This is a genomic window from Novosphingobium sp. FW305-C-30-35 (assembly GCF_058783135.1).
Map to the genome: position 1 here is coordinate 46,943 of NZ_JBYSYJ010000002.1, position 22,737 is coordinate 69,679.

General features: G+C 65.9%; 18 protein-coding genes. 8 read left to right on the forward strand and 10 right to left on the reverse strand.

Annotated elements, in window-relative coordinates:
* Window positions 1-9: 9 nt before the first annotated feature.
* From AC3WLM_RS17045 to AC3WLM_RS17055, 3 genes are all read left to right on the forward strand, one after another.
* Complete coding sequence (locus AC3WLM_RS17045; RefSeq protein ID WP_039334498.1) at window positions 10-885, forward strand: LysR family transcriptional regulator; 876 nt, start codon at window positions 10-12, stop codon at window positions 883-885.
* 119 nt (window positions 886-1,004) lie between these two features.
* Entirely contained in the window at window positions 1,005-2,150 is a 1,146-nt protein-coding gene (locus tag AC3WLM_RS17050) for an acyl-CoA dehydrogenase family protein (RefSeq protein WP_492478178.1), read from the forward strand.
* Window positions 2,151-2,164: 14 nt separating this feature from the next.
* Window positions 2,165-3,130 carry an acyl-CoA dehydrogenase family protein gene (locus AC3WLM_RS17055; RefSeq protein WP_492478179.1) on the forward strand — a complete coding sequence of 322 codons (966 nt, stop codon included), beginning with the start codon at window positions 2,165-2,167 and terminating at the stop codon, window positions 3,128-3,130.
* A 6-nt stretch (window positions 3,131-3,136) separates the two neighbouring features.
* On the opposite strand, the gene AC3WLM_RS17060 is transcribed toward AC3WLM_RS17055, so the two are convergent.
* A complete protein-coding gene (locus tag AC3WLM_RS17060; protein WP_492478180.1) occupies window positions 3,137-6,250 on the reverse strand; it encodes a family 78 glycoside hydrolase catalytic domain in 3,114 nt (1,037 codons plus the stop codon).
* A gap of 31 nt (window positions 6,251-6,281) precedes the next feature.
* Entirely contained in the window at window positions 6,282-8,501 is a 2,220-nt protein-coding gene (locus AC3WLM_RS17065; protein WP_492478181.1) for a glycoside hydrolase family 3 C-terminal domain-containing protein, read from the reverse strand.
* Between the two features lie 159 nt (window positions 8,502-8,660).
* Between AC3WLM_RS17065 and AC3WLM_RS17070 the strand changes: the two genes are divergently transcribed.
* A complete protein-coding gene (locus AC3WLM_RS17070) occupies window positions 8,661-9,338 on the forward strand; it encodes a TetR/AcrR family transcriptional regulator (protein ID WP_052242377.1) in 678 nt (225 codons plus the stop codon).
* 74 nt (window positions 9,339-9,412) lie between these two features.
* Complete coding sequence (locus tag AC3WLM_RS17075; RefSeq protein ID WP_322788212.1) at window positions 9,413-9,733, forward strand: hypothetical protein; 321 nt, start codon at window positions 9,413-9,415, stop codon at window positions 9,731-9,733.
* 80 nt (window positions 9,734-9,813) lie between these two features.
* Here the strand turns inward: AC3WLM_RS17075 and AC3WLM_RS17080 are convergent, their stop codons facing one another.
* A complete protein-coding gene (locus AC3WLM_RS17080) occupies window positions 9,814-10,896 on the reverse strand; it encodes a hypothetical protein (RefSeq protein WP_492478182.1) in 1,083 nt (360 codons plus the stop codon).
* Between the two features lie 108 nt (window positions 10,897-11,004).
* On the opposite strand from AC3WLM_RS17080, the gene AC3WLM_RS17085 reads away from it, so the two are divergent.
* Window positions 11,005-11,658, forward strand: a complete 654-nt coding sequence (locus AC3WLM_RS17085) for a TetR/AcrR family transcriptional regulator (protein WP_492478183.1) — start codon at window positions 11,005-11,007, stop codon at window positions 11,656-11,658.
* Window positions 11,659-11,677: 19 nt separating this feature from the next.
* Here the strand turns inward: AC3WLM_RS17085 and AC3WLM_RS17090 are convergent, their stop codons facing one another.
* The 5 genes from AC3WLM_RS17090 to AC3WLM_RS17110 all read right to left on the reverse strand — a co-directional run bounded on the left by AC3WLM_RS17090 (window position 11,678) and on the right by AC3WLM_RS17110 (window position 18,172).
* Complete coding sequence (locus AC3WLM_RS17090) at window positions 11,678-13,429, reverse strand: N-acyl-D-amino-acid deacylase family protein (RefSeq protein WP_492478184.1); 1,752 nt, start codon at window positions 13,427-13,429, stop codon at window positions 11,678-11,680.
* Between the two features lie 59 nt (window positions 13,430-13,488).
* Window positions 13,489-14,664, reverse strand: a complete 1,176-nt coding sequence (locus AC3WLM_RS17095) for a sulfotransferase family protein (protein WP_492478185.1) — start codon at window positions 14,662-14,664, stop codon at window positions 13,489-13,491.
* Between the two features lie 111 nt (window positions 14,665-14,775).
* The gene (locus AC3WLM_RS17100; RefSeq protein ID WP_492478186.1) at window positions 14,776-15,864 is read right to left on the reverse strand and encodes a zinc-binding dehydrogenase; all 1,089 of its coding nucleotides are present in this window, start codon (window positions 15,862-15,864) and stop codon (window positions 14,776-14,778) included.
* Between the two features lie 3 nt (window positions 15,865-15,867).
* Window positions 15,868-17,463, reverse strand: a complete 1,596-nt coding sequence (locus tag AC3WLM_RS17105) for a GMC family oxidoreductase (RefSeq protein WP_492478187.1) — start codon at window positions 17,461-17,463, stop codon at window positions 15,868-15,870.
* 16 nt (window positions 17,464-17,479) lie between these two features.
* Window positions 17,480-18,172 (reverse strand): hypothetical protein, encoded by a 693-nt coding sequence (locus AC3WLM_RS17110; RefSeq protein WP_492478188.1) that lies wholly within the window; start codon window positions 18,170-18,172, stop codon window positions 17,480-17,482.
* Between the two features lie 197 nt (window positions 18,173-18,369).
* Between AC3WLM_RS17110 and AC3WLM_RS17115 the strand changes: the two genes are divergently transcribed.
* The gene (locus AC3WLM_RS17115; protein ID WP_492478189.1) at window positions 18,370-19,194 is read left to right on the forward strand and encodes a sugar phosphate isomerase/epimerase family protein; all 825 of its coding nucleotides are present in this window, start codon (window positions 18,370-18,372) and stop codon (window positions 19,192-19,194) included.
* A 28-nt stretch (window positions 19,195-19,222) separates the two neighbouring features.
* Here the strand turns inward: AC3WLM_RS17115 and AC3WLM_RS17120 are convergent, their stop codons facing one another.
* Both AC3WLM_RS17120 and AC3WLM_RS17125 read right to left on the reverse strand, forming a co-directional pair.
* Window positions 19,223-20,185: an aldo/keto reductase gene (locus tag AC3WLM_RS17120; protein WP_492478190.1), complete on the reverse strand. Its 963-nt coding sequence runs from the start codon at window positions 20,183-20,185 to the stop codon at window positions 19,223-19,225.
* A 94-nt stretch (window positions 20,186-20,279) separates the two neighbouring features.
* Window positions 20,280-21,734 carry an FAD-dependent oxidoreductase gene (locus AC3WLM_RS17125; RefSeq protein WP_492478191.1) on the reverse strand — a complete coding sequence of 485 codons (1,455 nt, stop codon included), beginning with the start codon at window positions 21,732-21,734 and terminating at the stop codon, window positions 20,280-20,282.
* A 236-nt stretch (window positions 21,735-21,970) separates the two neighbouring features.
* On the opposite strand from AC3WLM_RS17125, the gene AC3WLM_RS17130 reads away from it, so the two are divergent.
* Window positions 21,971-22,732, forward strand: coding sequence for an SDR family oxidoreductase (locus tag AC3WLM_RS17130; RefSeq protein ID WP_193828663.1), 762 nt, complete (start codon window positions 21,971-21,973; stop codon window positions 22,730-22,732).
* The last annotated feature ends 5 nt before the right edge of the window (window positions 22,733-22,737 follow it).

Sequence of the window (22,737 nt, forward strand, 5' to 3'; positions counted from 1 at the left end):
GTATGTATCGTGGACCTGCGCCAGCTGCGCTATTTCAACGCCCTTGCCGAAACGCTGAACTTCCATCGCGCGGCAGAGCGCCTGCACATCTCGCAGCCACCGCTGACGGTCGCCATTCGCAAGCTTGAGGAAGACCTCGGCGTCGCCCTGTTCGAGCGCGATCCGCGTGGCGTGCGCTTGACGACGGCAGGCCTTGCCGCGGTTGCCCCGGCGCGCGAGGCTCTGGCGGCGGCCGAGAAAGTGCGCGAGGCCGTGCGCCAGGGCGCGGCGGGCCTGCGTGGCCGTCTGTCGATCGGCTTTATCGGCTCGGCCATCGGAGAATTGCTGCCGCGCATCGTCTCCCCCTTTCGCCACGCCTACCCGGAGGTCGAACTCGCGCTGGAGGAGATGAACAGCGTCGAGATCGTCCGGGCCATTGCTGCGCGCCGCCTGGACGTGGGGCTGGTGCGCCTGCCGGTGATGGACTCAGCGCCCGTGGCCATCGACGTGATCGAGACCGATGAACTGGTTGCGGTGCTGCCTGCCAGCGACGTGCTGGCGCGGCGCAAGACGCTTGATCTTGGCGCCTTGGCTGATCGCAGCTTCATCATCTACAGCCCGGTCAGCGTGCTCCATGCCACGATCCGGCTCGCCTGCCATCGTGCCGGGTTCACCCCGCGCGTCGCGCAGGAGGCGGTGCAGGTGCAGACCATCCTCAGCCTTGTCGAAGCCGGGCTTGGCGTGGCGCTGATCCCCGGCCGCAGCGCGCGCTTTGCCGGGGAGGGGGTGCGCATCGTCACCCTGTCAGACCCGGTGCCGATCGCGATGGGCATTGCGCGGGCCGACGAGCCATCTGTGCTGGCACGGAATTTCGTGCGCACTGCCCTGGCCTGTGAGAACGCCTGATATGCAATCACTATCGAACCCGGCAAAATAAATATTTGATGCAGAGTGCCTCCGGGCGCATCGCTTTGCCCTTGAGAGCGGCGCCATGATGCGCCGCCCGGGACAGGAGCCGCCTTTCCGTGTTCGATACCCTGACGCTTGCCCAGTTGCCACCCGAAGACGAAGCGCTGCGGCCTGCCATCCGCACCTTCATTGAACAGCACATTGCCGGCATCCCGATGGATCGCCGCGCGCGGTCGTGGCAGGGCTTCAGCGCGGAATTCAGCCGCGCACTGGGGGAGGCGGGTTTCCTCGGCCTCACGCTGCCCAAGGAATACGGTGGCCACGGCAAGGGCCCATTTGCGCGCTTCGTGGTGGTCGAGGAATTGCTCTGCGCCGGAGCACCGGTCGCCGCGCACTGGATCGCCGACCGGCAGAGCGCGCCACTGCTCCTGAACTTCGGCACCGAGGCGCAGCGCCGCAGGCACATTCCCGCGATCTGCCGGGGCGAACAGCTGTTCTGCATCGGCATGAGCGAGCCGGGCTCGGGCTCGGACCTTGCCAGCGTGCGCACGCGGGCCGACCGCAGCGGCGGGGGCTGGGTGGTCAACGGCCAGAAGATCTGGACCACCAATGCCATGCATTCGGACTACATGATCGCGCTGGTCCGCACTTCCGGCACTTCGGCGGACCGGCAGGCGGGACTATCGCAATTGATCATCGACCTGAAGGCGCCCGGCGTCACGGTACGGCCCATCGTCGATCTTACGGGCGATGCGCACTTTGCCGAAGTGTTTTTCGAGAACGTCGAACTCGGCGAGGATGCGCTGGTGGGGGCAGAGGGTGAGGGCTGGAAGCAGGTTGTCGCCGAACTGGCGTTCGAACGCTCCGGGCCGGAACGCATCTATTCCAGCGCCGTGCTTTTGGATGCGTGGATACGGCACCTGCAAGCGGTGGGCCGCAGCGATTGCGCCGCGCTGGTCGGGCGGCTGACTGCCGAGTTTGCCACGCTGCGCGCCATGTCGATTGCCTGCACGGCGCGATTGGTGGCGGGGGAAAGCCCGGTGGTCGAAGCGAGCATCGTCAAGGATCGCGGCACTGGCTTCGAACAGGAATTGCCGGTGGTGATCGGCGACGATCTCGCCGCGCACCCCGATGAGGCGGTGAGCGAGGAGCTGTATCGCACGCTGCTCTACGTCACCCACATCGCGCCGAGTTTCAGCCTGCGCGGCGGCACGCGCGAGATCCTGCGCGGGATCATCGCGCGCGGCATGGGCCTGCGGTGAGGGGAGAGAAACAGATGGACATCAACGAACTGCTCGAACCCTTCGTCCGCATGCTCGATGCGGCAGCGAGCCCGGCAGTGGTCCGTGCCATCGAACACGGTGGCTCTGCCGACGCTCTGTGGAGAGAGATCGCAGGGTCAGGCTTCCTCGATGCGCTGGTTTCCGATGAACACGGCGGCGCGGGCCTGACTCTTGCCGATATCGAACCGCTGATCGAGGCACTCGGGGCCCGCGCCGTGCCCCTGCCCGTGGCCGAAACCATGGTCGCCCGCGCGCTGTTGGCCGAGAGCGGGATCGCTGCGCCCGATGGGCCGGTCGTGCTTGTCACCTCGCTGGCGCAGCCGGTGCCGTGCGGACTGGTGGCGCAAGCGGCGCTGGTCGATTGCGGCGATGCGCTGGTGCTGTGCGACATGGCGCAGCTTTCGCCCGCGCCGACCGGCGTCACCAATTCATTGGCTGCACGCATTTCCGGCAAGCCCGAAGGCAGGAGTCTGCCCCGCTCTGCATCCGGCCTGCGCGCCATTGCCGCCGTGCTGCGCGCTGCGCTGATCGCCGGTGCCGCCGCCCGCCTGTGCGACGTGACCACCGCCTATGCATCCGAGCGGGTGCAGTTCGGCAAGCCCATCGGCCGCCAGCAGTCGCTGCAGCAGATGCTGGCGCTGATGGCCGAGGACATGATCGCCTGCCGCATCGCTGCGCAGCTTGGCGCTTCGCATGGTCTGAACGTGCCGCTCGCCGCCGCGGCCACGGCCAAGATCGCCACCTCGTCGGCCGCCCCGCGCATCGCTGCCACCGCTCATGCGGTTCACGGCGCCATTGGCATCAGCGAGGAATACGACCTCCAGCTCCTCACCCGCCGCCTGCACGAATGGCGCCTCGCAGATGGTTCGGAGGGCTACTGGTCGCAAGTGCTGGGGCAAAGCCGACTCGCGTCGACCGTGACAAGCGTGGACTGGATCAGGCAAAGCGTCTTCGCCTGATCCACCTCAGAGCTTGCCCGAAAACCGGTTCGGCCCCGCCATCGCGCGGGTTTTGCGGCCATCGGGCAGCACGACCTCACCCTCCACGCCGCCGGGAAGCTCTACATCGAGCCGGAACCTGCCGCCCTTGGCCGTCCAGTCGGTGCGGATCGTGCCGCGCACGCTGTGGTAGGTCGCGCCGCCAGTGCCCAGCACTTCGCTCATGATCGGCGCAATGCGGACCTTGCCGAAGCCGGGCGTCGCAGGCGCGATGCCGGCGATGCGGCGAAACAGGAAATCGCCGATTGCGCCGAAGGCATAATGATTGCGGCTGTTCATGCTGGCATCGCCCTGGTCGCTGTTCCAGCGTTCCCACATGCTCGTCGCGCCCTGCTCCACCATATAGCCCCATGACGGATAGCTGCGCTGGGTGAGCAGGGTGATCGCAGTTGGCTCCTGCCCGGCCATGACCAGCGCATCGAGGATGTGCGGCGTGCCGAGGAAGCCGGTGGACAGGTGGTTGCCGCGCCGCGCAATGTCCGCCGCCAGCGCCGCGCCCGCTGCGCGCATGGCTTCGGGCGAAAGCAGGCCGAAGCGGATCGCCACGACGTTGCCGGTCTGGCTCCCGTTGCCGACCTTGCCATCGACGACGAAGGCGGTGTTGAATGCGCTGCGGATCGCCTCGAACAGGCTGCGATACTTTGCGGCAGCCTCTGCGTCGCCGATCGCCCCGGCCATCGCCGCCATCATCGTCGCATCCTGCGCCCAATAGGCGGTGGAGAGCAGGTCCTTGGGCGTGGTCGCCGCGCCCGGATTGGCCGTCGGCGCATCGACCGAGAGCCAGTCGGCATAGTCCGCGCCGCGCTGCTTGCGCCAGACATGGTCAGGGTTGGCCGCCTCGATCCACGCCATGTAGGCTTCCATCGCCTGCCAGTTGGCGCGGATCACGCCGGTATCGCCATTCTGCATCCACGAGGTGTGCGGCAGGATCACCCCGGCATCGGCCCAGCCCGGCGAGGACAGCTTCATCGTCGGCACGAACGGCGGGATGCAGTCGGGGAAGGCGCCCTTGGCGCTTTGCGAGACGCGCGCGTCCTCCATCACGCGGGCGGTGAAGGCGGTAACGTCCATGTTCCATGCCGCCGCTGGCCAGAACACGGCGGCATCGCCCATCCAGCCCAGCCGCTCGTCGCGCTGCGGGCAGTCGGTCGGCAGGCCATAGAAGTTGGCCTTCTGGCTCCACACCGAATTGCGCCAGAACTGCTGGATCACCGGATCGCCGACGCGCAACTCGGCGGTCAGTGGCAGGTCCTGATGCGCCACCAGACCTACAAGGTTCCACGCCGTCTGATCATCGGGCACACCGGTGATCTCGACATGGCGATAGCCGTGATAGGTAAAGCGCGGCTCATAGACCTCGCGCCCGCGCCCGGCGGCAATGTAGATGTCCCGCGCCTTGGCAGTGCGCAGATTGGCCTGGTCGATCATGCCATCGGCCTTGAGGATCTCGGCAAAGCGCATCTCGATGCGCGTGCCGGCAGGGGCACTCACGGTGAGACGTGGGAAGCCGGCAAAGTTCTGTCCGTAGTCGAGCTGATAATGCCCAGGCCCCAGGCGCTTGACGCTCTTCGGTTGCAGCGTCTCGCGAATGCGGATCGGCGGGCAGCGCTGTGGTTGAACCGGGATCGCGGGAGCAGCCACCACACTGGCCGGACGCCACCCTGCAGTAGCGCCGCCGACGCCAGCCCAGCCGGGCTGTTCACCCCGCGCATCGTGGATCTCTCCATCGTACAGCGAATGTTCGAGCACGGCCGAGTCTGCGATCTCCCAGCCATCGCCACTGCCGATCACGGTGCGCGAGCCGTCGTCATGCTCGATCTCGAGCTGGCACAGCATGCGGCATGGCGCAGGCCCGAAGGCAAAGCGGGCCGAAGTGCTGAAGCGCGAACCGTACCAGCCATCGCCGACCACCATGCCCAGCATGTTGGCACCGGGCTTGAGCAGCGCGGTGACGTCATAAGTCTGGTAAAGCACCCGCTTCGAAGGATCGGTAAATTCGGGTGCCAGCTTGCGGTCGGCCAAGGGCGCGCCGTTGATCCATGGCTGGTAGATGCCCAGTGCCGCGGCATGGAGGCGCGCGGCGCGGATTGGCCTGTCGATGGTGAAGCCATGGCGCAGGCGGCTGGCAGGCGTGAGCGGCCAGGGCTCGCCAATGGGGAGGCTGCCCTTCGCGCGTTCGGCTGCGGGCCATGCCGTGTCATCGAACGCGGGCAGATGCCAGCCGGGGGGCGCCGCCACCACGGTTTTCCAGCCAGGACTGGCCGAAGTCATCCGCTGGATCAATCCCTCGCCATGGCGCAGCAAGGCCGCCGCCACGCAAGGCGGCTGGCCAAAGCTGCCGACGCGCCGCCCTTCGATGGCGATGACATTTCGGCCCTTCTTCAGGATGATCGGCCAGACTGCCATCTCGGTGTGACGCGCTGGGCCATCGCGCGGCGCGGGCGCGGGTTCGCCATTGATCCACACGCCGGTCAATTCGTGCAGCGTGGCGCAGAATTCTGCCGCACCGCCGGGATGGTCAAAGGTCCAGCGGAAGGCGCGGGTCTGGCCCACGTTCTGCTTGTCCGGCCCTGAAAGCCAGTGCAGCCCGGCTTCGCGATCGGCCTTGGCGACCAGCGTTTCGCTGGCGATCCATTTGGCCTGCCAGTCTGCCGGGGCAAGGCCGGTTTCCCACATTGCGGGCTTGCTGCGCAGCGGCGTGCGGCTGCCCCTGGTCCAGCTTTCCACCTGCCACCACACCCGGCTGCGCGAGGGCAGGGCCGGCCCGCCATAGGCGATGTCGACCGCCGAAGTGCCTGCCACGCGCCCGCTGTCCCAGACCAGGTTGCGGCCAGCAGCGAGGTCGTCCGGACTGCGCGCCACGCTGATCCGGTAAGCGACCTGGCCTGCCCGTTCCGCGCCGCCCAGCTTCCACGAAAACCTCGGTGGTGCATCGCCCAGCGCCAGCGGGCTTTCCAGACCGCACACACGCAGGCCTTCGACCTGTGCCGGTTCAGCTGCGGCTAGCGCCCGCAGCGGGAGCGCGGTTGCGCCGCCGCCGGCAATGCCCAAGGCAATGGCTTCGCGCCGGTTGACCTTCATCGTCTTTCTCCCGGTATCTTTGCTCTTGGCATCAGGGCTTGATCGTCTGCGCGGCCAGTGAAACCTGCGTGGCCAGCACCGGGTCACCGGCAGAGCGGGCCACCTCGATCTTCACTCTGCCCGGCTTCACAACCCAGCGCTGGCGGGCCACGTCAAAACTGGCGAGCAGGCGCGGGTCGGCCGTGATCGTCACTGTCCGGCATTCCCCCGGCTTCAGCACCGGCTTGTCCCACCCGATCAGGCGCCGCGCCTTGCCGGGCAGCGTGACATAGACCTGTGGCACGTCGGGCCCTTCGCGCGCGCCGGAATTGGTAACGGTGAAGCTGACGCTGACCGTGCGCCCGCCCTTGGCCCTGAGCGCCGAATAGCGGAACGTCGTGTAGGACAGGCCGTGGCCGAACGCGAACAGCGGCTTCTCGCCCTTGCGGTCGAACCAGCGATAGCCGGCGTCGGAACCTTCGGGATAGGTGATCGTGAACGGCGGGCTGTTGGTCTGCAGCCCATAGGTGGCCTTGTCCTCCTTGGACGGCGGCGGCAAGTCCGATCCGGGCAGGACGGGATTGGGCAACTGATCCACACTTACCGGGAAGGTCACCGGCAGGCGACCCGAGGGATTGGTCTTGCCGGACAGGATTTCGGCAATCGCATCGCCGCCGCGCTGGCCGGGATACCACGCGGCGAGCACCGCCGGCACCTTGGCCAGCCAGGGCATCGTTACCGGGTTGCCGGTCTCCAGCACCACCACCGTGCGCGGATTGGCGCTGGCCACGGCATCGATCAGCGCATCCTGCCGGCCATCGAGCGCCAGGTCAGGCTGGTCCTCGGCTTCGGTCGCGAACTTCGTGGCGAAGACCACGGCGACATCGGCGGCCTGGGCCGCGTCTGCTGCCACTTTCGCATCGCTGCCGTCAACGTACGTCACCTGCGCCTTGCCAAATGTGCGGCGCAGCGCCTCAAGCGGCGGCGTGCCGCCCCACGCACGGCGGGCGAAGGTGGCGGCAGGCCCGCTCTCGATCTTCTCCACCGCGCGGAACCCGCCGACCGGCACGACCTGGCTCGATCCCCCGCCCGATGGCACGCCAAGATCGGCCTTGCCGCCGATCACCACAATGGAGCGGACCGAAGCCGCCAGCGGCAGGATGCCGCCCTCGTTGCGCAGCAGCACCGTGCCTTCGCGTGCGGCCTGCAGCGCAACTTCCCCATTGCGGGCATAATCGATGGCCCTGGGCGCGATCACGGTCTTGTCCACGCCCTTGGCATAGATCGCCCAGAGGATGCGCTTGGCCGCCGTGTCGACTGCCGAGATCGGAATGCTGCCGTCAGCCAGCTTCGGCTTCAGTTCGGTGGAGAACCAGCGCTTGCGGTCAAGCATCTCGCCCGATTGCTGATCCAGCCCGGCCAGCAGCGCCTCGGCCGAATGGACCGCGCCCCAGTCCGACATGACATAGCCCTTGAAGCCCCACTCGCGCCGCAGCACGTCGGTCAGCAGGAAGCGGTTTTCACAGGCATATGTGCCGCCAACCTTGTTGTACGAGCACATGACCGAGCCCGGATTGCCGCGCTCCATGCCGATCTGGAAGGCCAGCAGGTCGCTCTCGCGCATGGTCGCCTCGTCCATCTCGACCGAGGCCGACGAGCGCCCGATCTCCTGGTTGTTGAGCGCGAAGTGCTTGATCGTGGCGATGATGCCGTTCGCCTGCACGCCCTCGATCTGCGCCCCGGCCAGCACGCCGCCGAGCAGCGGGTCTTCGCCAAGATACTCGAAATTGCGCCCGGCTCGCGGGTCCCGCACCAGATTGACGCCGCCTGCCAGCATCACGTTGAAGCCCTTGGCCACGGCTTCCGATCCGATCATCCGCCCGCCCTCGCGCACCAGCGCCGGGTTCCAGGTGGAGGCGAGCGACAGGCCGGAAGGCAGGGCCGTGGCAACATCGCCCTTGCGCATGTCCATGATGTTGGAAACGCCAAGGCTGGCGTCGGTGGCATACTGGGGCGGGATGCCCAGGCGCTCGATCCCGGCAATGACGCCTGCGCCAACCGGCATGCCCGGCGCGCGCTTGGGCACGGGAATGAACAGCGGCATCGTGCCGTGAAGCAGCTGGATCTTCTCCTCCAGCGTCATCTGCGAAAGCGCCTGCTCGGCGCGCGCCTCGGCGGTATCCCGGGAAGCTTGCACAGGGTTGGCCTGTGTCTGGACACAGCCGAGCGCAAGTATTGCAGCAGAGCAGGACAGGCGCGCGGCAGGCTTCATTTCAGGGTCCTCAGGTGATCCGGCGGGGCATCACCCGCCCCGTGCTTTCAAGCCGGCAGACTTCACGAAGCTCGCCTTCGAGTCAAGTAATAGATCACGCAGGTTCGATTATGCGACACCGCTTGCGCGGGCTCTGCTGCTGTGGAACAAGGCACCGCGATGGACGCCAGCCCCAAGAAAACCCGCGGTCCCGCAGCAAGGAAGGCTGCGCCCGCGCCGCATCAGCCGGTGCGCGGCCGGCCGACGGCTGATCAGGTCACCTCGATCGATCGCGCCATTGTCGACACCGCGCGCACGATGTTCCTTGTCCACGGGTTCGATGCTGTCGGCATGAAGCAGGTGGCCGAAACCGCGCGCGTTTCCAAGGGCACGCTCTATGCCCGCTATCCCTCGAAGGAAGCGCTGTTCAAGGCGGTCATCGAGCAATCGATCGCTGACTGGTCGGCGGAAGCCTCGTTGCAGGACGCATCGCTTACCGACAATATCGAACAGCGCCTGCGCCATCACGCCAAGATCATTGCCACATGGCTGGGAAGGCCGGACGTTCTTGCCCTGCAGCGTCTCCTGCTGTCGGTCCAGGAACGCTTTCCCGAGCTTTCCGAAGTCATGCAGCGGCGGGGCAACGATTACATCGTCGGCCTGATCGCCCGCGACATCGAGGAAGCGGCTGCGCGTGACAGGCGCAACCTGCGCGATGCTCGTGCCGTGGCGCGTCTGCTGGTCGCCGCAATCAGCGGGGCTCAACTGCAGAGCGGACTGGCGGCCAGGGACGAGGACCTGCAAGCCTTCGCACAACGCGCGGTCGATCTGATCCTGTGGGGCACCAGCGCCTGGTAGGCTTGATATTCGAACACCTGTGTGCATTAATGCTCGGGCGAACGACTCGCATGTCGTATTCTGAGAGGATGCCCATGATCCGCACTGCCCTTATCGTCGCCTTGGCCGCTGCCGCGCTTCCCGCCTCGGCCAGCGCTGCCGAACCGGCCAGGCCCGAAGCTGCCGCGCCTGCCGCCAAGCCCAAGTACAGCACCGCCGAAACCGACATCGGCACCCTGCTCGATGATCCCGCTGCCAAGGCGATCATCGACAAGTACATCCCCGGCATGACCAGCAACGAGCAGATCGAAATGGCCCGCTCGATGACGCTGAAGGCCGTGCAGACCTACGCGCCCGACGACGTCACCGACGAACGCCTTGCCCAGATTGACGCCGATCTCGCCAAGCTGAAGTAGGCGTCCGGCCGACTGGGGCAGGACAAACGAAGGGCCGCGATCGCAATGAACGCGGCCCTTTCCTGTGTTTGCCGCCCGGCTCAGGCTGCCATGCCATAAGGCGCATCGACCGGCGCTTCGGCGGGATACTCTGCCGGACCGCCGTAGTCGTAGGCAGCATTCAATGCGGCGATGAACACCGGATCGTTCAGCGGATCGCTCGGCGTTGCGATCTCGATGCCGCGCGAACGGACGTCCTTGATCAGCATGTCGATCGCCTGCTCGTGGGTCAGGTTGTCGCTGCCGTCCATGTTCTTCTTGAGTTCGGCATAGTCGCTGAACACTTCGGCCGACCAGTGGACGAGGAACCTCAGGTCGTCGGTGTGATAGCGCTCGATCACCTGCTCGCCCGTCTTCACCAGCCAGCCATCGCGGTCAGCCGGATCGCCGGTGAACACGCTGTCGAAGCCGAGGCCCTCGGGCCGCCGCCGCTCGACGGGTCCGTTCGCCTCGCCCCGGTGCACCAGCATCTCGTTCTGCACGACGACGGCGCGGTTGTAGATCGGCGATTGCACCCGCGCGGGCTTGCCCAGCGGCCCGTTGGGCCAATAGGTAAAGCCGCTTTCCGGATCATGGCTGAACCAGGTGATCACCTGCGCCATCTTGATCAGGTAATCCTGGAACAAGCCGGACCGGCCCATGATCGAGCACAGCCAGGTGGGCGAATTCTCGTGCCGCACGCCGCGGAAGCTTGGGGAATCGAGGTGGCCGGGGTCGGTGTTGCCGCAAGGTCCGTTGACATTGAACAGCATCATCTGCGGCTTGGCGTACTGCGCGCCCCAGTAGGATTTGGCGTGGTTCAGGAACGCCTCGTTGTAGAAGACATCATGCAGTTCGGGGTAAAGCGGCGTGGAATAGTTGGCGAGGTAACCCCGGAACGTCGGCGTCAGGAACATGTCGAGCGTGGGGGTGAAGCCCTCGGGGAAACCGCCGGCGAACGTCGCGATCAGCGATTCCACGGTGGGGAAGTGCTGGGCGATGATCAGCTTCCACGGCCCCTGATCGTGGACGACATCCAGCATCAGCCGCTTCTGCGCTTCCGTGAACGGATTGCTGATCTCGCGCGGGGGCGAGGCGGGCTTGAGAATGTCGGAAAGGTACTGCCTGCGGGCTTCATCGAGCATCACTGTCTCCTGTCTGGGATTCGCGCCTTCCTGGCTTTCCCGACAGAAGTTATAGATCGATAACTTTTTTGGCAAGCGACTTCAGGCGAACTCCGCTATGGAGGGGCGATGGACGGAAACTCCGATATTCACGCGCCCGCAGCATCCGGCGCTCTCACCAAGGGGCAGCGCACCGCGAACCGCATTCTCGATGCCGCCGAGGAATTGTTTGCGCAGCACGGCCATGGCGCCACCTCCTTGCGCGACATCGCCGCCAAGGTCGGCCTGCAGCAGCCTGGCCTCTACAAGCATTTCACCGGCAAGGACGAACTCTACCGACAGGTCTATGAGCGCGCGCTCAAGCCGATGACCGATCTGATGGACGAAGTGCTGGCGCGCCCCGATGCCGACTTCGCCGACCTGACCGATCGCATGACCGACCTGCTGGCGCAGCATCCCAACATCGCCCGGCTCCTGATCCGCGCCGCGATTTCGTCCGACAGCGAGCCGGACCCGATCGGACTCGACTGGCTGGCACGGATGGTCGGCTATGGCCGCAAAATGAACGAGAAGGCGGGCAAGCCCTCATCGGATGACAGCCTCGCGATGCAAATCGTGGCGATCTTCAACATGCTGTTCGGCTTCTTCTGGGCCTCGCCCCTGATTGAAAGCCTGTCCGGGCGGCAGGCAACCGATCCTGAAGCCATGGCCATCCAGAAGGGACTGCTGCGCACGTTCATTGCCAGCTTCTCCGGCGCTGCCGGCGAGACCCCTCGGTCCTGAACCGGGCCGTTGCGGCAGGTTAGGGGCGCTCCGCCAGCACTTCTCCTGCGCGCGCCTTCTGCATGCCGCGCACCACTTGGCCGGGCCGCAGTGCGGTCGGCTGGTCATCACGGCGGATCACCTGCCCGCTGACCACGGTGGCGCGATAGCCGCTCGCCGCCTGATCAAGCCTGCGCCCGCCGCCCGGCAGATCGTGGCGTACTACCGGCGCGTGCAGGGTCAGCCGGTCGATGTCGATCACGTTGAGATCGGCCTTGTAGCCGGTGCGCAGCAGGCCGCGGTCCTCAAGGCCGACGACCCGCGCCGGGCGCGACGACAGCATCTTCACCGCCTCGGCCAGACCCATGCGTTCGCCGTCGCGGTCGCGCACCCACCAGGTCAGCACGAAGGTGGGGTAGCTGGCATCGCAGATCGCCGAATAGTGCGCGCCGCCATCGCCAAGGCCGGTCACGGTATCCTCGCGCCGCATCAGGCCGAGCAGGGCATCAAGCCTGCCTTCGTGGAAGTTGCCCAGCGTGTTGAGGATCATGCCGGTGCCATCGCGCTCCATCAGCACGTCATAGGCCACTTCCTCGGGCGTGCGCCCCTGCGCGCGGGCCAGGGCACCGATGCTGTTGCTAGCCGATGGTTCGTACTGCGGGGGATCGCCGAACGGGAACATCCAGTCCCAGATGCGGGTGAGCATGGCCAGCGGGTGGCCCTCCTGCGGCATCTCGCCGATCAGCTGCGCCCGGAATGCCGGATCGCGCAGGCGCGGCAACTGCTGTTCGAGCGGGAGATTGGCGAGCGGCTGATAGGACGGGCACAGGCAGAACGGATGGGTCGAAAGCGCCCAGCCGGAGACCATGCCGATCGGGCGCGGCAGGACCTGCGGCCAGATCTCCAGCCCTTCGGCCCGCGCCTGATCGACCAACGTCAGCGCGTCTTCCCAGTTGGGGCGGCCATGGTTGACGAGGCCCAGCGTGAAGGTGGACGGGCGGCCCGAAGCGCGGGTGACGGCGATCAGCCGCGCCATCTCGCTTTCCCAAGTCTCGAACGGCGCATCGAGCACGGCCTGGAACACGCCCGTACCTGCCTCGGCCAGCGCGCCGGTGATGGCGATGAGTTCGTGCGTGTCCGCGCCGAAGGTCGGGATCAGGTCGCCCGCCTTGGTGCGGTGGATGTTCAGCCGCGAGGTGGCAAAGCCGATGGCCCCGGCGTCCATCGCCTCGCGCGCTATCGTCCGCATCCGGGCGAGATCATCTTCGGTCGCGGCCTCGCGGGCGATGGCCCGTTCGCCCATGACCCACACGCGCAATGGGCTGTGCGGAAGGAGGCAGGCGACGTCGATGTCGCGCGGACGGCGGGCGAGAGCATCGAGGTATTCGGGGAATGTCTCCCAGTCCCAGGGCAGGCCTTCGGCCATCACCACGTCGGGGATGTCCTCGACACCCTCCATCAGCCGGATCAGCGCTTCATGGTCCGCCTTTCGGCATGGCGCAAAGCCGACCCCGCAATTGCCCAGCACCGCCGTGGTCACGCCATGCGATGAACTGGGCGAAAGCGTATCGGACCAGATTGCCTGCCCGTCGTAATGGGTGTGGATGTCGACGAAGCCGGGGGTGACGATGTGTCCCGAAGCGTCGATTGTTTCGCTGGCGGTGCCGGTGAAAGTGCCGCCGACGTGGACGATGGCATCACCGCGCACGGCAACGTCGCCGACATGCGGCTCCGCGCCGCTGCCATCGACGATCAGGCCGCCCTTTATCAGCAAGTCTGCCTGCGTGGTCATGCACTCTCTCCTCGTGTTTCCCCGGGGAAACATTTAGCGAACATTGTTTCGCTGGTGGTTCAGCCGATGTAGCGCGCCCGGTAGGAGGCGAAGGCTTCGCGCACGTCAGCCTCGTTCAGGCCGAAGCGTTCGAGCGAGTAGTCGTGCATCGGGCGCTGTTCGCGCTTGTTGCCGGCCATGAACTCGGTCAGCGCGGCCTCGATCTTGTCGTCCAGCGGAATGCCGATGTGAGCCAAGACGCGCTGCGCCTGCTTGAGGGGCTCCTTTGCCACCTCGCGGTAATCGATGTCGATGAAGCGGTCTTCGCCGATGCGGGTGCGTGCCTGCTCGAAGCGGTGCATCCATTCGGCAAGGCGAGGAAACCAGAACGCGCCCACGGCTTCGTCCGAATGGACCGAATTCAGCTTGTAGAGCGCGGCCTCCATGCTGACGTAGCTTGGCACGACTTCCAGCGGATCGCGGTGGGTCATCACCAGCACCGCCTTGGGGAAAGCATTGGCGATGACATCGGTATAGGGCAGGTTCTGCGGGCTTTTCAGGACCCACTTCTTGCCGCGCCGCGTCGGGTCCTGCCACTGCAGGTATTTCAGGATCGTCTTGAGGTCCTCGTAACCCTTGGACTGGTCGTAATCGTTGAGCCACTTCGCGAACGAGGGGATGAAGGTCATCGCCTCGACCATGGTGGTGATGAACAGCTGGCCGAGTATGATGATCTCCTCGTCCGGCGCATCGGGATCGAGCGGGTGGATCGAGGCGAGTTCGGGCGAGAGGTTGAGCCATCCTTCGATCATCGCTTCGGCATAGGCGCGGCGGGCCTTCGGATTGCCGGGTTCGTCGCCGGGCAGGGGGGCATAGTTCTGCGCCTCGTACCAGCGGATCGCGGTCATGCCCGGGGCGCTGGCGAGCAGGCGATGGAAGATCGTGCTGCCGGTGCGCGGCAGGCCAAGGATGATCGCGGCGACTTCCACGTCCTCATCGAGGATTTCGGGATGGCGCTTGATGTCCTCGACCATGCGCAGGCGGCTGGCAAGGCCTTTGACGATCGCTTCGGTCTGCCCGGCAAAACCGGCCTCCGTCAGCTTGCCCTCGGCATTGGCGGCGGCGATGTAATGGTCCATCGGCTCGAAGAACCAGGTATCGCCGAAATCCGACAGGCCGGTGCGTTCGCACGCAGCAGACAGCAGGGTTTCGCGGTCAAACACCGGGTCGGCGACGGGGGTGGCGGTGGTTGCCATCGTAGAGTAGCCTCTCACTAGGACCAATTTGCTCCATGCGTAATTATAGGAGCAGTTTGGTTCGCAATTGGCGATGTTTTGTCACCACGCCCCTGATAATGCAAACACAAATCAGAACGAAACCACCGTTCGCAGCGACTCCCCGCGCCGCATCAGATCGAACCCCGCGTTGACCTCGCGCATCGGCAGGCGATGGGTGACGAGATCGGCCAGGTTGAGGCGACCGGCCGCGAAATGATCGAGCAGGTCGGGCAGTTCACTGCGGCCCTTGACGTTGCCCATGAACGAGCCTTGCACCCGCCGCCCGAGCTGAAGCTGGAACGGGACCAGTTCCATCGCCTGCCCATCGGGCGGCACGCCGAGGACGACGGTGCAGCCCCAGCCGATGCGCGTCGATTCGAAGGCCTGGGCCATCAGCCTGACATTGCCCGCACACTCGAACGCGTAGTCCACCCCGCCTTGGGTCAGCGCCTGGATCGCGGTGACGGGATCGCTCGTCCGCGCGTCGATGAAGTCCGTCAGGCCGAAGCGCTTGCCCTGTTCGTGGCGCAAGGGATTGATGTCGACGCCGATGATCCGCGCGGCACCCGCAAGACGCGCACCCTGCACGACATTCAGGCCGATGCCGCCGAGGCCGAAGACGGCGACGGTCGCACCGTTTTCGACATGGGCGGTGTGCATGACTGCGCCGACGCCGGTAGCCACGCAGCATCCTGCGGTGCAGGCGAGGTGGAAGGGTACATCATTGCGGATCACCGCGACGTTGCGCTCTGCCGTGACGATGAACTGCGCGAGGCTGCCGACGCCGGAATAGGCGGAGACCGGCTGGCCATCGAGCGAGAACGGGCTGGGCTGGAGGGCAATGTCGCCGAGGAACGCCTCGCACAGGTTGGTCCTGCCCGAGCGGCAGTTGCCGCAAGAGCCGCATTCGCCGATGCCGACGGGAATGACATGGTCGCCGACCTTGACCGACGTGACCGCCGCGCCGACTTCGCGGACGATGCCGGCGCCTTCGTGGCCGACGACGACCGGGAAGGGATAGGGCGCGGCCTTGCCTTCGATCTGGCTGAGGTCGGTGTGGCACAATCCGCTCGCCATGATTTCGATCAGCACATCGCCGGGTCCGGGCGGGGCGAGATCGAGCAGTTCCTCGACCAGCGGGGTGCCGGGGGCGTGGCAGACCATGGCTCTGGTTTTCATCTTTCAGGCTTTCCCAAGGATCATGTCGGCGGCCTTTTCGGCGATCATCGCGACGGGGATGGCAGTGTTGCCGCCGGGCAGGTGCGGCATGATCGAGGCATCGACCACGCGCAGCGACTGCAGGCCGTGGACACGCAGGGTATCGTCCACCACGGCCATGGGATCCGAGCCCATCCGCGCGGTGCTGGTGGAGTGGTAATCGGCCTCGGCATGGGCGCGGATATAGGCGTCGATCTCCTCGTCGGACTGGATGTGCGGACCCGGTGCGAGTTCCTGCCCACGCATCTCGTCGAACGCGCTTTGGGCAAAGACGCGGCGGGCGATGCGTATGCCTTCGCGCATGACGCGGCGGTCGTTCTCCGTCGCATTGTAGTTCTGGTCGATCACCGGGGGCGCATCGGGATCGGCACTGGCAAGCGTGACGCGCCCGCGCGATTCCGGGCGGGCGACGTTGATGTGGGCATAGAAGCCATGCATCGGCACCATCTTGCGTCCATTCTGCCCGAACAGGGCCGAAACCAGCAGCATCTTGATGTCAGGCTCGTCCAGCGCCGGGTCGGAGCGGACCATGCAGGCGACCGACATGCCCGGGTCTGCCAGAGGGCCTGTCCGGAAGGCGAGGTACTGCGCCATGGCAAGGGCGCCGCGCACAGGATTGAGGAAGCGCAGCATCGACCACGGCTTTGTCGAGCGGAACTTGACGTGCGCCGCGAGGTGGTCCTGCAGGTCCTGGCCGACGCCGGGCAGGTCGTGAATCAGGGGGATGCCGTGCTCGGCCAGATGCGCGGCGGGGCCGACGCCCGATAGCATCAGCAGTTGCGGCGTGTTGATCGCGCCTGCGGAAAGGATGACTTCGCGGGCGGCTGTCGCGAGAGTGTCAGTGCCTCGCCTGCGAAATATCACGCCGGTGGCGCGGGGGCCGTCGAAAGTGATGCGGCGGGCCTGCGCTGCGGTCAGCACGGTAAGGTTGCGGCGCTTGAGGACAGGCCGCAGGTAGGCCGATGAAGCGCTGGAGCGTCGGCCTTTGCCCACGGTAAGGTCGACCGCGCCGAAGCCGTCGCGTGTTGCGCCGTTGAGATCGCTCGTCAGGGGGTAGCCGGCCTGCGCTCCGCCTTTCAGGAAGGCCTGGGCGAAGGGATGATTCTGTGCGGCCCTTGTGACCTGGATCGGGCCATCAATGCCGTGCCATTCGTTCTGCACCGGGCCGAAGCTTTCGAGCTTGCGGAAATAGGGCAGGACCTCGGCGAAGGACCAGCCGCGATTGCCGGCCTGGGCCCAGCGGTCATAGTCCGAATGGAAGCCGCGATCGTAGGCCATGCCGTTGATCGAGGAGCCGCCGCCGAGAACCTTGCCCCGCGGGCTGTAGAGCATTCGGCCATCGAGGTGGGCCTGCGGTGCGGACATGTAGCGCCAGGCATGGGCGCCCGACATCATGATCGGGAGAAGGCCGCCCGGCGCGGCGATCAGCGGGCTCGTGTCCTTGCCGCCTGCTTCGAGCAGCGCGACCTTGCATTTGGGATCGGCGGACAGGCGATTGGCAAGGATGCATCCGGCCACCCCGCCGCCGACGATCACGAAGTCGAATTCGAGGCGCTCCATGCGGCGGCGGAGCCGGTCAGAGTTCGACGACCGAGAGGATGTGGCTGTGCCTGTCCGGAAAGACGTAATCGAATTCGAGAACCATGCTCTCGCCGAGTTGGCCTGCGCACATCAGGTCAGTCTCGACGAAAACCTGCACGCCTGCCGCGCCATAGGCGTAGCGGGTGGCCTTGCCGAATACGGGGGAAGCATCGAGCCGGGCGTCGATGGCATCATCGCCACGGCGGGCGCGGTTCATGCCGATGTTGAGGCGGCCCCGGAAGGCGGGATCGTTCGCGTTGAGATCCTGCAGGATCAGGACCATCCGTTCCAGTTCCTCGAGCGATCCGACGAGGAAGCCGAAGTGGAAGCTGGCTTCGAAATCCTGCGCCATCATCCCGCGGTACGCCTTGACCGCCTCGTGCTCGTCATCGCTGCCGACACGCAGCGCTGCGTGGATCACGGCGATGAGCTGCTGCTGCGGTTCGGGCAGGCAGGAGAGGTAGACGATACCGTCGCCCCGCGCGAAGTGGCTGCCGGACACCACGAAGCGGTAGAAATTGCCGCCGGGAAGCGGGAGGACCTGGGTTTCCTTGAGTCCGGCGATCTGGAGCAGGCGCGAGGCGAGTGGGCCGTCGTCGGGTTTGCCGTAATGCAGGGCAAGGTGGCCCATGGACAGCGCGCCATCGGAGATGGCGGCAACTGCGGCTTCCGGTGCGATTGTCGCCATGGCAGTCGGTCCTCTCTTATCCTTGTTCAGGGGCAGACTAACAGCGTCGCGTTCCAGGAGCAATATTTGTAAGTGGGCACTTATGGCGAATCGCGTATCAGACCGGAGATATATTTTCGTATGAGTGAAGTTCGTGGCCGGCTCTCTGGGTTATTTGCGTATTCCATTTTGCCGTTGTGCGGGTAGGAGAAGCGGCCATGCAACGCCTTGCGCTGGATCATATCACCGCCGTCGACACCACTCCGGTCCAGCTTGCGCAGATTGCGCGCCAAGCCGGCTGCGATGGCATGTGCCTGTTCATGGAGCCGATGGACGTGCTGCCGCTGATGCCGAAGTTCGACATCTACGCCGACCGCGTGGCGCGGGCGGAGTTGCGGCGCGTGATGTGCGATCTGGGCGTGGCATTGGACCTTGCCTATCCGTTCACGCTGTCGGGCCGGACCGAAGTGGCTACTTTCTCCACGGCCATGGAATGCGCCGCAGAGCTGGGGGCGGGGCTGATCAATGCGCTGCTCTATGACCGCGATCCGGCGCGGCGGCTGGAGCGGTTCGGGGCGTTCTGCGACTTGGCTGGCAGTTTCGGTCTGAGAGTGGGCGTCGAGTTCTATCCGCCAAGTCAGGTGGGCTCGCTGGCGGCGGCGCTCGATCTGGTGGGCGCTATCGGGCGACCGGGCAAGGTTGGCGTCAATGCCGATCTGCTGCACCTGATGCGGTCAGGCGGATCAGTGGCGGAACTGGCGGCGGCTCCGGCGCAATACGTGCTCTATGGGCAGGTTGCCGATGGGCCGGCAACGGCGCCGGAAGATGTCGAATTCGAGGCCTCTTCCGCGCGCATGCTGTGCGGCGAAGGCGCGTTCGACGTGGCGGGATTTGTGCGCGCGTTGCCGGAAGGGTGCCCGATAAGCGTCGAGATCCCGCGCAACCATGCAGTGGGCGGTGAGACGGCGGCGATGCGCGCGCAACGCGCTGTGAACAGCGCGCGCGGCAATCGGTTAGAGCACTTTCCCTCCAATCGGGCGTAAGCCAGATTGGTCGGAAAGTGCTCTAGCGTCAGGCGTTGCGCAGGGCGCTCAATTCCTCGGCCGACAGAGTCAGGGCGTCGGCCTTGGCGCTGTCGCGGACCTGTTCGGGGGAGGAGCCGCCGAAGATGGCGATGGTCTGGTTGGGCTGGCTCAGAAGATAGGCGAGGGCGATCTCGTTGATCGAGACGCCATGCCTTTCGGCCAGCGACTGCACGATGGCGAAGCGGCGTTCGTTCGCGGGGTTGGCGTAGCGGGCGGCGAGTTGTTCGCCGACCGAGCCGGACGCGAGCTTGGTGAAATATCCGCCGGATTGGGCGGCATAGGCTACGATGGGGAGGCCGCCAGCGTGGAGATCTTCGTATTCGCCTTCGTAGTAGTGCTGGTAGCCCTGCTGCGCGGCGGCGGCGGCATCGGGCACGGCGAGGCCCCAGAACGTCTCCGAGGCAACGAAACCTTCCTTGCCGATGGAGGCGGCATAGGCGTTGGCGGCGCGGATACGCTCTGCTGCCCAGTTGGATGCGGCGAAATGACGGATGCGTCCTGCCTCGCGGTGGGCGATCAGCGCGTCGATGATCGGTTCGACCGGGCTTTCCGGATTGTCCATGTGCAGGAAATAGAGGTCGATGGTATCGACGCCGAGGTGGTCGAGGCTCTGGGCAAGGTCGGCCGCGACGTCATCCGGGGTCACGCGGTTGCGGTAGTCGCCCACGCGCATGTCGAAGAAGCCGCCCTTGGTGGCGATCACGAAATCGTCGCGCTTCTGCGTCTTGAGCCACGCGCCGACTGCGCGCTCGCTCGCGCCGGCGGGGGCATCCGGCATCCAGTCCCCATAGGAGCGGGCGGTGTCGATGAAGTTGCCGCCAAGGCCTGCAAAGGTATCGAGAATGGCGTTGGACTTGCCCTGATCTAGCATCCAGCCGAGCATGTTGGTGCCGTAGCACAGGCGGCTCACGGTGAGGTCGGTGTGGCCTAGCGTAACCTTCTTGAGCATTGTGCGCTTCCTCGTAAATGTAAGTGCTGACTTAGCAAAACTTGGGCGGAAAGGAAGCATCGGGTGCGAAGTTTCCCGAGGTGCTTCCGTCCGTTCAGGCGCGCGCGGCGCGGCGGCCGGCCTGGCGCCCGAAGAAGGTGCAGTCGGCAAGGCTCAGGCCGGAGGAATAGCCGTGGCCCCATGCCGGCAGGCCCGAGGTGCAGCGCCCTGCGGCGTAGAGTCCGGGGATCGGCGCGCCGGAGCGGCCGAGCACTTCACCGTCTGTCGAGGTCTTGAGCCCGCCCAAGGTGAAGAAGCTGAAGTAGCTTGTCTGGAAATTGCACTCCAGCGCGACGAACGGCGACTGGTCGAGCGCTTTCAGGATCGGGGGCTGCTTGTCGAACAGGGGATCGCGGCCGTTGCGGGCGTGTTCGTTGTAGAAGTGCATCGTGGCCGAAAGCGTGCCTGCGGGCATTTCGAGTTCGGCTTCGACTTCCTCCCACGTCTCGCCAGTGCCGGCGATGGTGATGCCGGCAAGGTCGAGCGGTTGGGTGAAGTGGGCGCTGTCGAGCAGGAGGTAGACCTTGCCGCCCGGCTGGTCGACGGCGCAGCGGCTGACGCGGCCGTGGTAGCAGTCTTCGTTGATGAAGCGCTGCCCGGCGACGTTGACGAAGACGCCGTGGGCCTGTTCGGCCGGGATCGTCCACGGGCAGGTGGTGAAGAACTGGTCCATGTGAATCGCATCGCCGCCGACCGAGACGCCGAGTTCGATGCCGATGCCATCGTCCTTGTCGCCGATCGGGCTGTTCACGCGGAAGCTTTCAGGGCAGTATTTGCGGCGCATGGCCTCGTTGAAGACGAAGCCACCGGTGGCAAGGACGACGCCCTTGCGGGCTCGGACGAAGCGGTCCTTGTTGTCGATGCGGACGACGGCTCCGGCAATGGCGTCACCATCGGTGATGAGCGCGACGGCGCGTGCGTCGACGTGGATCTCGGCGCCAAGATCGCGGGCGCGGCGTTCTAGTATGTCGACCAGCGGACGCCCGCCGCCCCAGCCCATGTGCTGGATCACGTGGCCGCGCGGGGCGGGCTTTGCGTGTCGGTAGAACGGCGCGGCGGCCTCGCTGCCCGACCAGATCAGGGTGGAATCGTCGGTCGGTTCGATCACCTTGCCGGGCAGGTAGTTGCCGCGATAGGGCACGCCCTGATCCTTCAGCCACTGGTAGTGCGCCAGCGCCTCGCGGCCATAGATCTCGCACTTGGCCTCATCGACGCAGGGGCCGCCGGCGAGCTTGAGATAGGCGGTGAAGTCTTCGACCGTATCGTCGAACCCTGCGGCCTTCTGTGCATCGGTACCGCCACCGACGTAGATCTCGCCACCGGAGAGCGCCGAGGCACCGCCGCTGCCGGAACTGCGTTCGAACAGCAGGACCTCTGCACCCGCAACGCGGGCCTCGATCGCGGCGCAAGCCCCGGTTGCGCCGAAGCCGATCACGGCGACGTCCGTTTCGAAATCCCACTTTTCGACCTGCGTAATCGGCAAAGGTCGATACTGCGAATATCCTGTCATTCCGGCCTTCCGCTCCCATGCCCGTGCGCGGATCTCGAGTGTCCGCTGCCTGTGGCTGTCATTTGAACGCCCGCTTGACGTTATTCGCGTCAATCTGGGCCGCATTCGTAATTTAAGATTGCATTGGATACGCAAATCGTCAATTGAAAAGGCAATCGCCTTTGGATATTGGCGATTTCGAATCTGCTGCGGTGCAACTTTCGGCACCTGCGGCATGGGATGGGAGAGCAGCCGCGGTGCAGGGCACTGATCACATTGACTTGGGCGGCCAGGTGGCGATCGTCACCGGGGGCACGCGCGGGCTGGGGCGGCAGATTGCGCAAGCCCTGCTGCGCGCCGGGGCTGCGGTGACAGTGTGCGGCCGAACCGAGCCTGACGATCTGCCCGAAGGCCTGACGTTCCGGGCGGCTGACATCCGCGATCCCGAACAGGCGCAGGCACTGGTCGATGGCGTGGTGGAGCGCCATGGGCGGCTGGACATCCTCGTGAATAACGCTGGGGGTTCACCGCAAGCCCCCGCCACGGCGAGCCCGCGCTTCTTCGATTCCATCGTGAAGCTGAACCTGCATTCGGCGATGTACATGTCGCAATATGCCTATGCCCACATGGCGAAGGCCGGGGCTGGCAGCATCGTCAACATCGCCAGCGTATCGGGCATACGGCCCTCCCCCATGACGGCGGCCTATGGGGCGGCGAAGGCAGGGCTGCTCAGCCTGACGCAGAGCCTTGCGCAGGAGTGGGGGCCCGATGGCGTGCGCGTGAACGCGATCATCGTCGGCCTGATGCAGACCGAAACTTCGGAGGAAACCTATGGCGACGAGGCGGCGCAGGCTGCGGTTGCCAAATCGCTGCCGCTGCAGCGCATGGGCACCGGCGCGGACATCGCCGGAGCCGTGCTGTGGCTGAGTTCGAGCCTCGCCTCATGGGTGAGCGGCGCACGCATCAACGTCGATGGCGGGGGCGAGCGGCCCTACTTCCTCGACCTCGTGAAAGGATAAGCTGC

Coding starts and splice junctions, on each gene's coding strand:
- AC3WLM_RS17055 (WP_492478179.1), top strand. CDS start 2,165: ATGGACATCAACGAACTGCTCGAACCCTTCGTCCGCATGCTCGATGCG.
- AC3WLM_RS17060 (WP_492478180.1), bottom strand. CDS start 6,250: ATGAAGGTCAACCGGCGCGAAGCCATTGCCTTGGGCATTGCCGGCGGC.
- AC3WLM_RS17065 (WP_492478181.1), bottom strand. CDS start 8,501: ATGAAGCCTGCCGCGCGCCTGTCCTGCTCTGCTGCAATACTTGCGCTC.
- AC3WLM_RS17070 (WP_052242377.1), top strand. CDS start 8,661: ATGGACGCCAGCCCCAAGAAAACCCGCGGTCCCGCAGCAAGGAAGGCT.
- AC3WLM_RS17075 (WP_322788212.1), top strand. CDS start 9,413: ATGATCCGCACTGCCCTTATCGTCGCCTTGGCCGCTGCCGCGCTTCCC.
- AC3WLM_RS17080 (WP_492478182.1), bottom strand. CDS start 10,896: ATGCTCGATGAAGCCCGCAGGCAGTACCTTTCCGACATTCTCAAGCCC.
- AC3WLM_RS17085 (WP_492478183.1), top strand. CDS start 11,005: ATGGACGGAAACTCCGATATTCACGCGCCCGCAGCATCCGGCGCTCTC.
- AC3WLM_RS17090 (WP_492478184.1), bottom strand. CDS start 13,429: ATGACCACGCAGGCAGACTTGCTGATAAAGGGCGGCCTGATCGTCGAT.
- AC3WLM_RS17095 (WP_492478185.1), bottom strand. CDS start 14,664: ATGGCAACCACCGCCACCCCCGTCGCCGACCCGGTGTTTGACCGCGAA.
- AC3WLM_RS17100 (WP_492478186.1), bottom strand. CDS start 15,864: ATGAAAACCAGAGCCATGGTCTGCCACGCCCCCGGCACCCCGCTGGTC.
- AC3WLM_RS17105 (WP_492478187.1), bottom strand. CDS start 17,463: ATGGAGCGCCTCGAATTCGACTTCGTGATCGTCGGCGGCGGGGTGGCC.
- AC3WLM_RS17110 (WP_492478188.1), bottom strand. CDS start 18,172: ATGGCGACAATCGCACCGGAAGCCGCAGTTGCCGCCATCTCCGATGGC.
- AC3WLM_RS17115 (WP_492478189.1), top strand. CDS start 18,370: ATGCAACGCCTTGCGCTGGATCATATCACCGCCGTCGACACCACTCCG.
- AC3WLM_RS17120 (WP_492478190.1), bottom strand. CDS start 20,185: ATGCTCAAGAAGGTTACGCTAGGCCACACCGACCTCACCGTGAGCCGC.
- AC3WLM_RS17125 (WP_492478191.1), bottom strand. CDS start 21,734: ATGACAGGATATTCGCAGTATCGACCTTTGCCGATTACGCAGGTCGAA.